The organism is Glutamicibacter sp. NPDC055354 (assembly GCF_053644955.1).
In genome coordinates, this window is sequence record NZ_JBSHMB010000003.1 from 21011 (window position 1) to 32802 (window position 11792).

At 63.1% G+C, this 11792-nt stretch carries 12 protein-coding genes; 3 read left to right on the plus strand and 9 right to left on the minus strand.

Annotation, left to right across the window (positions count from 1 at the left end):
- Positions 1 to 5 precede the first annotated feature (5 nt).
- The 9 genes from ACWICV_RS13360 to ACWICV_RS13400 form a co-directional block, all read right to left on the minus strand.
- Entirely contained in the window at positions 6 to 1301 is a 1296-nt protein-coding gene (locus ACWICV_RS13360) for an NAD(P)/FAD-dependent oxidoreductase (RefSeq protein ID WP_454091260.1), read from the minus strand.
- Between the two features lie 2 nt (positions 1302 to 1303).
- Positions 1304 to 1624 (minus strand): 2Fe-2S iron-sulfur cluster-binding protein, encoded by a 321-nt coding sequence (locus ACWICV_RS13365; RefSeq protein ID WP_454091259.1) that lies wholly within the window; start codon positions 1622 to 1624, stop codon positions 1304 to 1306.
- A gap of 50 nt (positions 1625 to 1674) precedes the next feature.
- Positions 1675 to 2421, minus strand: a complete 747-nt coding sequence (locus ACWICV_RS13370; RefSeq protein ID WP_388024898.1) for an SDR family NAD(P)-dependent oxidoreductase — start codon at positions 2419 to 2421, stop codon at positions 1675 to 1677.
- Between the two features lie 108 nt (positions 2422 to 2529).
- Positions 2530 to 4401, minus strand: coding sequence for a PEP-utilizing enzyme (locus ACWICV_RS13375; protein ID WP_454091258.1), 1872 nt, complete (start codon positions 4399 to 4401; stop codon positions 2530 to 2532).
- A gap of 51 nt (positions 4402 to 4452) precedes the next feature.
- A complete protein-coding gene (locus tag ACWICV_RS13380) occupies positions 4453 to 5532 on the minus strand; it encodes a PEP/pyruvate-binding domain-containing protein (protein WP_454091257.1) in 1080 nt (359 codons plus the stop codon).
- 2 nt (positions 5533 to 5534) lie between these two features.
- The gene (locus ACWICV_RS13385) at positions 5535 to 6836 is read right to left on the minus strand and encodes a cytochrome P450 (RefSeq protein WP_454091256.1); all 1302 of its coding nucleotides are present in this window, start codon (positions 6834 to 6836) and stop codon (positions 5535 to 5537) included.
- A gap of 132 nt (positions 6837 to 6968) precedes the next feature.
- Positions 6969 to 7796 (minus strand): IclR family transcriptional regulator, encoded by an 828-nt coding sequence (locus ACWICV_RS13390; RefSeq protein WP_388024892.1) that lies wholly within the window; start codon positions 7794 to 7796, stop codon positions 6969 to 6971.
- Positions 7797 to 7926: 130 nt separating this feature from the next.
- Positions 7927 to 8610, minus strand: coding sequence for an HD domain-containing protein (locus ACWICV_RS13395; protein ID WP_400289992.1), 684 nt, complete (start codon positions 8608 to 8610; stop codon positions 7927 to 7929).
- A gap of 132 nt (positions 8611 to 8742) precedes the next feature.
- Complete coding sequence (locus ACWICV_RS13400; RefSeq protein WP_454091255.1) at positions 8743 to 9429, minus strand: SDR family oxidoreductase; 687 nt, start codon at positions 9427 to 9429, stop codon at positions 8743 to 8745.
- 174 nt (positions 9430 to 9603) lie between these two features.
- On the opposite strand from ACWICV_RS13400, the gene ACWICV_RS13405 reads away from it, so the two are divergent.
- From ACWICV_RS13405 to ACWICV_RS13415, 3 genes are all read left to right on the plus strand, one after another.
- Positions 9604 to 9816 carry a hypothetical protein gene (locus tag ACWICV_RS13405; RefSeq protein ID WP_105656406.1) on the plus strand — a complete coding sequence of 71 codons (213 nt, stop codon included), beginning with the start codon at positions 9604 to 9606 and terminating at the stop codon, positions 9814 to 9816.
- A 33-nt stretch (positions 9817 to 9849) separates the two neighbouring features.
- Positions 9850 to 10383, plus strand: coding sequence for a DUF488 domain-containing protein (locus tag ACWICV_RS13410; protein WP_400289988.1), 534 nt, complete (start codon positions 9850 to 9852; stop codon positions 10381 to 10383).
- Between the two features lie 348 nt (positions 10384 to 10731).
- Complete coding sequence (locus ACWICV_RS13415; RefSeq protein ID WP_332594968.1) at positions 10732 to 11718, plus strand: siderophore ABC transporter substrate-binding protein; 987 nt, start codon at positions 10732 to 10734, stop codon at positions 11716 to 11718.
- Positions 11719 to 11792 lie beyond the last annotated feature (74 nt).

The window sequence follows — 11792 nt, forward strand, 5'->3', positions numbered from 1 at the left end:
TGTCCTCAGGCAATCAGGGTCTTGAGTTGGACAGCAGTATCGGCGCTGGCCTGCGGGTTGATGTTCTTCCCGGCCGCCAGGGCCTGCTTTACCGCCATGAAATCCAATGGCGCGTTCACGCAGTCGGCCGCGATGATCTGGCCTTCGCGGTAGTACAGCACGGTGAATTTCCCCTTCTGGGGTACTTCACGCTTCACCATCTTGTCGAAGCCCATGGACAGGCCGGCGATCTGCAGTTTCATGTCGGCCTGGTTGGACCAGAACCATGGGATGCCGGCGTAGGCTTCGCGCTGGCCCATCAGGGCGTAGGCGGCCACCTTGGCGTGCTCCACGGCGTTGTTCACCGATTCCAAGCGGATCCGCTCGCCTTCAGGGGCGCCGGGCACCGGGTTGGGCATATTGGCCACGTCGCCGACTACCAGCGTGTGGCCATCCGAAGCCAGGGCCGCGTGGTCGACGACGATGCCGTTATCGATGCGCAGGCCGAGTTTTTCGCCGAGCTCGGTGTTCGGGATGACGCCGATGCCGATCAGCACGATTTGCGCGTCGATCATTTCCCCGGATTCCAATTCGACGGCGCTCACGTGGCCGCTTGCGCCGTGGATCTTGCGCACCCGGGCGTCGAGGTGGATATCGAGCCCCCGTTCCCGGTGCTTGCGCAGGAAGTAGCTGCTGGTGTCCTCGCCCACGGCGCGGCCCACCAGGCGTGGCCCGTATTCCAGCACGGTGACCTTCTTGCCCATGGCCTGCAGCGAGCTGGCTGCTTCCAGGCCGATGAATCCGCCGCCAATGACCACCACGTCGGTGGCCTTCGGGGCCAGGTCCTTCAGGTGCAGGGCGTCGTCGGCGTTGCGCAGGTACACCACGCCGTGCAGTCCGCTGCCTTCTGCTTCGAAGCGGCGTGGGCGCGCGCCCACCGCCAGCGCCAGACGGGTGTACGGGTAGCGGGTGCCGGAGCTGCCCACTGCGACGCCGGAGCCATCCGCATTGGAGGCGATTTCCTCGATGCGCTCGCCCTTGACCAGGGTGACGTTGTGCTCGTCCCAGTACTCGTTGGAGCGGAAGATCAGCGACTCGCTGCCGATCTTGTCCTGCAGGAATTCCTTGGACAGCGCCGGGCGCTGGTAGGGGCGGTGGTCTTCATCCCCGAGCAGCGTGATGTGCTCGTCATAGCCCAGCGCGCGCAGCGAGATCGCTAGCTGGACGCCGGACTGGGAAGCGCCGACAATCAGCAGGCCGGTGGCTGTTTGCGCCTCTGGGGCCGGGGCGCCGGCGGTGGATACGGCGGTTGCGGTTTTCATGGCTACACCTGGGTTTCCGGGGTGGTGACGTTGATCGTTTGCCCTTCGCACATCTTGATCTGGCAGGACAGCCGCGAGTTGTCTTCGCGCTCTTCCGCGGTGCCGTAGAGCATCTCGTCTTCCATCTCGCTCATTGGCTCCAGCGAATCCAGGTCATTCTCGGCAACGAAAACGTGGCAGGTGGCGCAGGATAGCGAGCCGCCGCATTCGCCAACGATGCCTTCGACACCGTTGCGTACAGCGGTTTCCATCACCGAGTCGCCGGTGTTGGCCTCGATGCTGCGTGCATTGCCTTCGAAATCAGTGAAATTTACTGTCGCCATGATGATCACTCCTAATTTGGTGATTGAAGTCTTGTCCGATGAAGCATGAATCAGATGAATTGGCGTCCGCCGTCAACGACGAGCGTTTGCCCGGTGATGAAGGAGGAGTCCTGGCCGGCCAGGAAGAGTGCGGCTCCGACGATATCGGCGGGCTGGCTAGCCCGCTTCAGCGCCCCGCGGTCCACGCCGTAGCTGGCCGCGTCTTCCATCAGCCCCAGGCTTGCTTCGGTGAGGGTGAACCCCGGCGCGATGGTGTTCACGGTGATTTCCCGCCGGCCCAGTTCCTTGGCCATCACCCGGCTCAGGGCGATGACGCCGCCCTTGGAAGCCACGTAGTGGGCCCACTGCTCGGAGCCGGAGTACACGGTGGCGCTGGCCAGGTTGATCACCCGTGATCCGGCGGCCAGGAACGGGGAGACCGCGCGGGTGACCATCCAGGGGCCCTTGAGGTTCACGCCCATGACCTTGTCCCATTCGCCGGGGTCGATGTCCTCGAACAGCGAGCGGGTCACGGTGGCGTAGATCGCGGCGTTGTTGATCAGCACGTCGATGTGCCCGCCAGCGAATTCGGCGGCGCCGTCCGCCATCTTGTCGGTGGATTGCGGGTCGGTGACATTTACTTCGAAGGCCGCGGCCTGCCCGCCGGCCTCGCGAACCAGCTGCACGGTCTGCTCGGTGCCCGCCAGGTCGATGTCGGCGGCGGCTACCCGGTAGCCGCGTTCGGCGAACCCGAGGGCGAAGGCCCGGCCCAGTCCGCCGGCGGCTCCGGTGATCAGCACCGTTGGTGAGCTGCTCATGGATCGTGCCTTTCATCAGAAGAAAAGATTCTTGGTGGGATGGGTGCCGGCCCTTGGGGGCTGGGCCGGCACCCGGGGGTATTCCTGGTTTGGGGTACCAGGAAGGTCTTAGCCGTGGTTGTGCGAATGGGCTCCGGGCCCGGTCAAGACGGGGCTGTCCACCAGGATTTCCACGGTTCCCTTGCCGCCATCCACCCGAAGGCGGTCGCCGGTCTTGATGGTGGTCGATGCGCTGCCGGTACCGGTCACGGCTGGCAGGTCGTATTCACGGCAAACGATCGCCGCGTGGGACATCATGCCGCCGATGTCGGTGACCGTTGCCTTGATCTTGCCGAAGATCGGTCCCCAGCTCGGCGCAGTGATCGGCGCCACCAGGATTTCGCCCGGCTGGATCTGGCCCAGGTCGTCGGCGTGCATGATCACCCGTGCCACGCCCTCGACAGCGCCTGGCGAGGCGGCCATGCCCTTGAGGACGTTTTCCTGGGCATCCTCGTCATTGCCCAGCCACGACTGCACCTGTTCGGTGGTGATGCCCCACAGCATGCGGGTGAATGGCTCGGTGATCGATTCCGGCGGGGTGTTCAGTGCCGGTGCCGGGCGTGCGGTCTTCAGCGCGTCGACGATCTGGCGGCGCTTGGCGATCTTCTTCGGCAGGGCTACCGCGGCGATAGGCTCGCCGGCGCCGATGCCGAAGGAGGTGACCAGATCGAAGATGACATCGCGCAACTCGTTGCGGCCCAGGTAGAGCAGGTCTTCGGGATCCTCGAAGACCCCGGCATCGGCCATCATCCGCGAGAGCTCGCGGACCTTGCGCCAGAAGACGCCCATGGTCCAGTGCTCGATGTAGAAGTTGTGGTTCTCCACGTAGGGGTAGGCGGTAGCAGCCAGCGAGCGCTTGGCCTCGAAGACCTGCGCGGTTTCGGCATCCAGGAGGTCAGTGTATTCGGCGACAATGCGGTCTTTCTCCGCGATCAGCTTTTCGGTGGGGCGCAGGATCTGCGCACCTTCCCCTACGCGGCGGATGTAGTCGGCGATGAAGCTCAGCGGGATCTGCGGGTGCTCGTTCCAGTACTTGTCGTGGCCGTAGAAGCCGTTGCCGATGGTGAAGTTGAACCATGGCTCGTGGGCTGCTTCCCACTGCGCGATCCAGCGTTCGCCGCCTGGGGCTGCGGCGATGGCCGCCAGGGTGGCCTGCGGGTCATCGGTGTTGGAGAACAGATCCGACAGCTTCAGTTCAACCGCCAGCAGGGCCAGCGCCTTGAGCTCATCGTCGGGGCGGAACAATTCCATATCCACGCCTTGCACCATGGTGGCGATGGACTGGTCAGGGATGTTGGGGAAAACTTCCTTGCAGAAGTTGAAGAAGTCCAGGTAGGCGATGTAGCCCAGGTTCAGGAATTCGAAGTGGTACTGCCAGTTCTGGTAGGTGAGCGAGATCAGCCGGTCGTAGTTATCCAGCAGGACCTGCGATCCGTCCTTGCCCACGCCGTTCTCGATGTCCTGGAAAGGAACAATTTCAGGCAGTGGATCAAAGCGCAGCTCTTCCATGTCCGCAATGGTGCCCTTGACCTTCTCGTGCCAGGCAGCCAGCTTGTTTTCCCAGTCGCCGAAGTAGTGGCCGATGCGTGCCTCGAACTCAGGGACGCGAGCCGCGATCTGGTCCTCGGGCACCGGGATCGGGGACATGTACAGGTAGCCTAAGTGCACGCGGAAGTCGATGCCGTTGGCATTCGGGATCATCAGGTGGCGGGCGTTGTACTGGCCCAGGCACTTGACCGCGAATTCGCCGCCAATGGTCTCGAAGGGCTTGAAGACCGTTGGCCAGTGCGAGGAGTCGCAGAACCAGAACTTGGCATCTTCTTGTTCCTTAAGCTCGTCTTGGAACACCAGGTAGTACGGGTAGATCTCTTCCCATCCTTCGGCACCTGCTGGTACCGGCAAATCGGATGGCTTGGGGAACGACTTCATTGTCATGGTCATGCACCCTTTCAAGGGGTAAGGGAAAGCGCGGGTGGAAATCTTCAGTGCGTGCTAGCCGCTGATCTTGATCAGCGATGCGGTGATGGATCCGAATCCAAGGGAGGAGGAGTAGCCGGTGCTCTTGGGCTTGGCTTCGGTGGCCTTGGCCGAGTGGACCGTTTCCGGACGGGCCTGCAAGAGCAGCAGGTTTTCGCCATCGGGCAGGTCGGCGTCGATCGCCCATTCGATATCCTGCGGCGCCTTGTAGTGCTTCTCGGCGCGCTTGGCCAGCTGGGCCACGGCGGCCAGCTCGTCGTCGGAGAGGCAACGCACGTTGCGTCGTGCTTCCTCGACTTCGCGTTCCACCAGGGTGTTGGTGGCCGCATCGGGGACCATCTCGGCATGCTTGTCGCCGACATGCTCATGGATCACGGCCAAGGTGACCTTGTCCAGCTGGATGTTATCCGGGGTGACGGTGCCCGAGACGACCATTTCGCCAACTCCCCAGGATGCGTCCACGGTGATCTTGGAGCGGTCGCCGTTGGTCGGATCCAGGCTCATGGCCACGCCTGCGGTCTTGGCATTGACCATCTTCTGCACGACCACCGCCATGCACAATCCTTCATCGGGGATCCCGTTCTTGATGCGGTAGATGATCGCACGGGTGGTGTACAGCGACGCGAAGCATGCGCGGATGTGCTCTGCCACCTCGGGGTAGCCGTTCAGCCAGAGGTAGGTGTCCTGCTGGCCGGCGAAAGAGGCATCGGGCAGGTCCTCCGCGGTGGCCGAGGAACGCACCGCCAGCGGCACTTCGCTTTCGAAGCGGGACTGCAGCTGCGCGTAGGCCTCCTTGGTGGCGCGGCCCAGTTCCTGCGGGACCGGACGGGAGAGGATGATCTCGCGGATGGCCGCGCTGGCGGCGTCCGCCGCTTGGACATCCTCCGGGTCCAGGCCCTTGAGCTGCTGAGCAATCGCCTCGGAGAGCCCGGAGTGCATGAAGGTGCGGAAGGCCTGGGTGTTGACCACGAATCCCGGGGGCACCGGCATGCCCGCGGCGGTCATGGTGACCAGGGAAGCACCCTTGCCGCCCAGGGAGTCGAGGGTCGGCGCCATGCCGCCGTCGAAGAACTCAATGAATTCGTTGCTGCTCATCTCTAGGCCTCTTTCAGCGAATCGGGATCCGCGTTCAACGTGACATTCACGAAGTCCGGGACGCGGAAGGAAATGTTCTTGCGGAAGGTGATGGAATCCCCGTCCAACAGTTCGAGCTGCGGCAGTGCGCTGGTCAGTTCTTCCAGCGCGATCTTCGCCTGCAGCTTCGCGAGCATATTGCCCAGGCAGTAGTGGATGCCGAAACCGAAGGACAGGTGGTCGCGGGCGTTGGCGCGGGTGATATCGAAGTCCTCGCCGTTCTCGAAACGGGCCTCGTCGCGGTTGGCCGAGCCCATCAGCAGCAGGATCTCTGCGCCCTGCGGGATCTGCACGCCGGCGATTTCGGTGTCCACCAGGGCCTTGCGGCGCCAGCCGACAATGGAGCCGGAGTAGCGCAGCACCTCGTCGATGGCCTTGGGGATCTGTTTCGGCTCGGCGACGAGCGCTTCCCACGCATCGCGGTGCTCAAGCAGCACGCGCACGCAGTTGGAGATCAGCGTCGTGGTGGTCTCATGGCCGGCGAAAAGCAGCGAGTAGAGCAGCGAGGCGATTTCGTGGTCGGAAATCTCCGCGCCTTCGCGCTGCGCCTTGACCAGGTCGGTGGTGAGGCTGTCGCGCCCGGTTCCATGGGCTTCGGCGACCAGCTTCTGGCATTCGTCCCAGTATTCGACGAGGTTGTGGGCGTGCGGGATCTGCTCCTCGTCGCTCAAGTCCCCCCAGGTCATGGCCGCGCGGGAGTCGCTCCAGCGCTTGTAGGTGTCGACCTTGGAGATATCTGCGCCGATCAGGGTCACGATGGTGATGGTCGGCAGCGAGTAGGCCAGGTCGGCAACGATTTCCGCATGGCCCTCGCCGCGGGCGAGCATCTGCTCGATGGCGCTGCGCACGTTTTGGCGGATCATCGGCTCCAGGGCCTTGAAGCGCCTGGGGGTGAACGCCTTTTGCGCAATCGCGCGGATGCGGGTGTGCTCCGGCGGGCGGCGGGCGGAGAGTCCGGAGTAGGTGGTGAATCCGCCCTCGTCCATGATCCTGGCAGCCTGCGTGCCGCGCTTGCGGACCGGGGCCTGCGCATTCTCCGAGGAGAAGGTCTCCCAGTCCTCGAAGACGGCCTTCACATCGTCATAGCGGGTCAGAACGTACAGGCCGGTTCGCTCGTCGAACATGACCGGCTGTTCGCTGCGCATCTTCGCGTAGGACGGGAAGGGATTCTCCATCGCAAACGGCTCGTACCCGTGATGGCCTGCCGGCGCTTCGGCGCCGAAGCCCATGGGGCATCCGCCCGAGATGGCTGGGGTGCTCGTCATGGAACTGCTCCTTGGGAAATCGATGATGCACGGTGTTTCCCGTGCCGCATTCACTAACCCAAGTGTTACCCACGCCACACCCCAAGCAAAGACTGGTCTTCCATCCAGTGGAAGCTGTCTTTCTCCGGGCCCTTATCCTTCTTCCGAGAGGTCTTCCTCGGGAACATTCATGTCGGGGCCGGATATGATGCCCAGCAATGTTTCCAGCGGAATATGCACGGTCGCGGCTTCCAGGCGCTGGGAGGTTCCATGGAGCACCGGCAGGAAGCGGTCCATGTTCGCGGCGTGGGAGGTCGGGATGACCAGCCCGATGGAGCAGCCCAACCGGCCGGTATGGAATACCGGCACCGCTATCGACGAGGTACCCAGCCGGACTTCCTCATTGGTGGTGGCATAGCCGTTCTCACGGACCCGGCCCAGCTCCTCGCGCAGCTGCTTTGCGGAGCTGCGGGTATGCGCGGTCATCTTCTGCAGCGGCAGTTCCAGGTACGCGTCGGCAACCCAGGGTTCGGAGAATGCCAGGATGACCTTGCCCACGGCGGTCGCGTGCAACGGCAGGCGTCCGCCAACGCGCGAGGCCCGTGCAATGCGCTTGGTGCCATAGACGCGGTCGATATACAGCGTCATGTTCCCATCCCGGATGGCCAGCTGGCTGGTCTCACCGGTCAACGAGAACAGGTCCTGCACATAGGGCCGGGCCGTATCGCGAAGTTGCCGGCCGGTGTTCTGGGCTATCGCCCACAGCCGCAGGCCCAGCTGGATGCCGCCGTTGGCCGAGCGGCTGAGCATCCCGGACTCGACAAGCTCGCCAACCAGGCGGTGGGTGGTGGATAGCGGCAGGTCCGCCGCCACGGAGATCTCGGTCAGGCTCAGCGATCTCCTGGTCGTTTCGAATGCGGCCAGGATCGCCAGGATCTTCGATGTGACGCTGCGCCCTGGCTGCGAACTGCCACCGGCCATTGATGCCTCCTGTAGGAAATCTGCTCATGCCCCTCGTTGCACGTGCCGCCAAGGCCCACACTAGTCCCCTTGGCCCGATGCGCCATGGCCCCGGCGGTCCAGGGCGCCTGGCCGCCGGGGGAAGTGGCAGCTACCGGCCGTCGAGCAAGAGCCGCTGCGGCAGCATGTTGGCACGCTCCACCGCGATGAATCCGCTGGCCATGCTTCGGGCCTGCTCGGTAAAGAGATGTCCGGCAACCCGCGATTCCACCAGCGTGAAAGCCTGGCTGCGGGTCAGGCCGAACCAGTCCATGATGGTATCCAGCCCATGGCCGGTCAGCCTCCATAGCTTGTCCGCGTCCTTGACCAAGGAATCCTCGATGCTGGTGGATTCCTTGCGGGAGTCGTGGCCGTCGATGATGAATACGATGCGCTCGATATCCGCCGATGCCACGCCCTGGCCCGCCAGCAGCCGCCTGGCCAGCTTGGCGCCTTCCTTTTCATGCTGCAGCACCAGCTCGGCATTGCCCGCACCCGGTGCGATCGCGCCCAGCACGAGGGCCGGATCCACGGCAGACCAGCCGATATCGTGCAGCAGCATGGCCGGCAGCACGATATTGGCATCGGCTTGCGGGTGATGGCCCAGCAGCTGCTGGGCCAAGGACACCGAATACAGGGTGTGCGCATCATTGCTCCGGACCGCGAGAAGCTGCTTGGCGTCCTCCCACAGCTTGTCCAGCAGCGGGTACTGCTCGAACAGGGCAGGTCCGGCGCTCCCGATCCTGTTCGAGACATCGCGCCCGTAGTGATTCGCAGCGGGTTCTAGTTTGGTCATGGGCACATGATCCCACCGCTTGCCCGTAGGCAGAAGGCCCCGCATCCACTCAGTGGAAGCCGCGGAACTTTCATCCGCAGACGCAGAACAGCCCTGCCCCCGTTGCGGAGACAGGGCTGCGGCTGCGCTTTACTAGACGATCGCTTCCACGATCGGCATGTTGCCGTTGTAGAAGTTCACGGTGGAGCGGCGTGCTGCATTATTGGCCACCACATGGGTGATCACTTCGGCGACGTTCTCGCGCGAGGTCTGCGATGCCTCGCCTTCAACGTCTGCTCCGTTCACCTTGCCCGCCTTGTCAGCCAGCACCACGCGCTGGCTGGCCGGTTCCAGGGTCAGCGCCCCCGGGCCCAGGATCGTGTAGTCCAGCTCCGTGCCGCGCAAGTACGCGTCGGCGTCGTGCTTGGCCTTGGCATAGGCGTAGAACGAGTTGGCCGGATCCAGGCTGTCCACATCCACCAGGGCGCGGCTGTAGGAGACCATCACGAAGCGGTCCACGCCGGCCTGCTTGGCGGCCTGCATGGAACGCACCGCGGCGTCATAGTCCACAGCGCGGGTGCGATGCTCGTTGCCGCCACCGGCACCTGCGGAGAAGACGATGGCGCTGGCACCGGAAAAGGCCTGGGCCAACTGATCCACGCCAGCGCTTTCGATGTCGATGACTACTGGGGTGGCGCCCGTGGCGCTGATGTCGGCTGCATGCTCCGGGTTGCGTATCAGCGAGTTGACCGCGTAGCCGCGCCCAACCAGCTTGGGCGCTGCCAGCAGGGCAACCTTCCCATGTCCGCCAATGAGAACTACTCGATTTTCTTCAGCCATGAACTGCTCCTTCTGATCGATGCTCGTATTCGGCACAACAAGGCCTGCCACGAGCCTATTCCCGGCGAGCTTCGGCGACGACTTTCTGAGTGCCAGCTTGATAGCGGTCATTTCGGCTGGCAATGGGCGTACGCTCGGGTTCATAGAATTCGCACTCGACCCAGGATGAAGCTCATGAAGCAGAGAACCTTGAACTTGGAACTGAGCAATGACCAATTCGCGGACCTGGCCAATGCGCTGGAGGACCACCGGGACTATTTCAAGAAACGCGCCGATGAAGCAACGCTCGGCTTCGGGCTCGATACCGGCTACTGGCAGTCCCGTGCTGCCGAAGTCGAAGAGCTGCTCCAACTAGTCCTCAGCTCCGCCAAGCACGATCAGCATTAGCCCCGCCCCATCCCCACCCAAGGAGCCAGCATTTTGCCCGCCGGAATTTTCACCATTGGACATTCGGCACGATCCATCGAGGATTTCCTCGCACTGCTAACGCAGTACGGAATCACGAATGTTGTGGATGTCCGCAAACTGGCCGGCTCCCGCAAATTCCCGCAGTTCAATGCGGATGCCTTGGAAGCCTCCTTGAGCACGGCGGGAATCAGCCTGCACCGCGAGGAAGCGCTGGCCGGCAGGCGTCCTGTGAGCCGAAGCGTCGATTTCGCAGTCAACGCATGGTGGACGAACCGCAGCTTCCATAATTACGCCGACCATGCCCTCGGGGAGGATTTCCTGCAGGCGCTCCAGCGGCTGCAGGCGCGGGCCGCCGGCCAGAAGACCGCGATCATGTGCGCCGAAGCTGTATGGTGGCGTTGCCATCGCAGGATCATTGCTGATCATCTGCTGGCCCGCGGTGCCGAGGTATTCCACATCATCGATGGGCATCCGGCCAAACCTGCCGAGCTGAGCCCGGGCGCGGTGATCGACCAGCAGTCGCGGATCACCTACCCGGCAGCCTGATACCGGCGGGCAAAACGGGCATCAATGGCAGCATCTGCGCCATGGCTCGGCTCATGCAATGAGCTGGAGGTTCAATTCATTACGCTGCCTGACGCAGCTTCCTCCATGCCTTCGGACACTAATTAAACAAGGCCGATGATCGTTATTTCTCCCTGAAATAGCCCAGTCAGCTGGGGCAAGCCTCATCAAGAGCCGCATTTGCGGACGGTTCCGGCCTTCAATTCGCGTATTTGGGTGACCTAGCTAACATAAGAGCCGTTTGGCTTAATTCGCTCAGATAAGGCTAAGCTAATTATCAGATCATTCAATAGCGCAACCAACGCCGGTTGCTGTCCGAAGAAGGAATACATGTCCTCCATGAAGCTTCGCGCTGCCGCACTGCTGAGCATCGCCGCACTGTCCCTGACCGCTTGCGGTTCCGCTACCGATACGGCAGCTGAGGCCAAGGCTGGCGACACCAAGACCGTCACCATCACCGACAATGAAGGCGAGAAGAAGATCGAGGTTCCCGCGAAGTCTGTCGTTGCCACCGACAACCGCACCTTCGAGACCTTGGATTCCTGGGGCATCAAGCTCACCGCAGGCGCTGTCTCGCTGATGCCGGACACCATCTCCTACACCAAGGACGAGAAGGTCCTGGACTTGGGCAGCCACAAGGAACCGAACCTGGAATCAGTTGTCACCGTCGACCCTGACCTGATCATCAACGGCCAGCGCTACACCCAGCACGCCGCGAAGTTCAAGGAACTGGCTCCGGAAGCCGCCATCATTTCGCTGGACCCACGCGAAGGCGAGCCATTTGACGCTGAGCTGGAACGCCAGGTCACCACCCTGGGCGAGATCTTCGGCAAGCAGGCCGAGGCCAAGAAGCTCGTTGAGGACTTCGAAGCCGCCGAGAAGCGCGTCACCGATGCCTACGACAAGGACCAGACCGTCATGGGCCTGATCGCCTCGGGCGGCGAGCTGGGCTACTCGGCTCCTACCACCGGCCGCACCGTCGGCCCGATGTTCGACTTCCTGGGCCTGACCCCGGCGCTGAAGCTCGACGAATCCTCCACCGACCACGAGGGCGACGACGTTTCGGTCGAAGCCATCGCCAAGTCCAACCCGGACTGGATCATCGTCATGGACCGCGACGCAGCGGTTGAAGCCGACGGTGCGGACTACCAGCCGGCAAAGGACCTGCTGGAGAAGTCCGAGGCGCTGCAGAATGTCACCGCCTCGAAGGAATCCCAGGTTGTCGTCATGCCTGCTGACACCTACACCAACGAGAGCATCCAGACCTACACCGAGTTCCTGAATACTTTCGCTGACGCGCTGGAAGCTGCCAAGTAGCATTCCGGACACCCCAGCCAGCTAGTGGCGAAGCCGTATTCCGGCTTCGCCACTAGAGCTGTTTTCCCACCACT

Excerpts from the sequence above, each read along its gene's own strand:
- ACWICV_RS13395 (WP_400289992.1), bottom strand. The coding sequence starts at position 8,610 with ATGACCAAACTAGAACCCGCTGCGAATCACTACGGGCGCGATGTCTCG.
- ACWICV_RS13380 (WP_454091257.1), bottom strand. The coding sequence starts at position 5,532 with ATGAGCAGCAACGAATTCATTGAGTTCTTCGACGGCGGCATGGCGCCG.
- ACWICV_RS13415 (WP_332594968.1), top strand. The coding sequence starts at position 10,732 with ATGTCCTCCATGAAGCTTCGCGCTGCCGCACTGCTGAGCATCGCCGCA.
- ACWICV_RS13365 (WP_454091259.1), bottom strand. The coding sequence starts at position 1,624 with ATGGCGACAGTAAATTTCACTGATTTCGAAGGCAATGCACGCAGCATC.
- ACWICV_RS13390 (WP_388024892.1), bottom strand. The coding sequence starts at position 7,796 with ATGGCCGGTGGCAGTTCGCAGCCAGGGCGCAGCGTCACATCGAAGATC.
- ACWICV_RS13405 (WP_105656406.1), top strand. The coding sequence starts at position 9,604 with ATGAAGCAGAGAACCTTGAACTTGGAACTGAGCAATGACCAATTCGCG.
- ACWICV_RS13360 (WP_454091260.1), bottom strand. The coding sequence starts at position 1,301 with ATGAAAACCGCAACCGCCGTATCCACCGCCGGCGCCCCGGCCCCAGAG.
- ACWICV_RS13385 (WP_454091256.1), bottom strand. The coding sequence starts at position 6,836 with ATGACGAGCACCCCAGCCATCTCGGGCGGATGCCCCATGGGCTTCGGC.
- ACWICV_RS13375 (WP_454091258.1), bottom strand. The coding sequence starts at position 4,401 with ATGACCATGACAATGAAGTCGTTCCCCAAGCCATCCGATTTGCCGGTA.
- ACWICV_RS13400 (WP_454091255.1), bottom strand. The coding sequence starts at position 9,429 with ATGGCTGAAGAAAATCGAGTAGTTCTCATTGGCGGACATGGGAAGGTT.
- ACWICV_RS13370 (WP_388024898.1), bottom strand. The coding sequence starts at position 2,421 with ATGAGCAGCTCACCAACGGTGCTGATCACCGGAGCCGCCGGCGGACTG.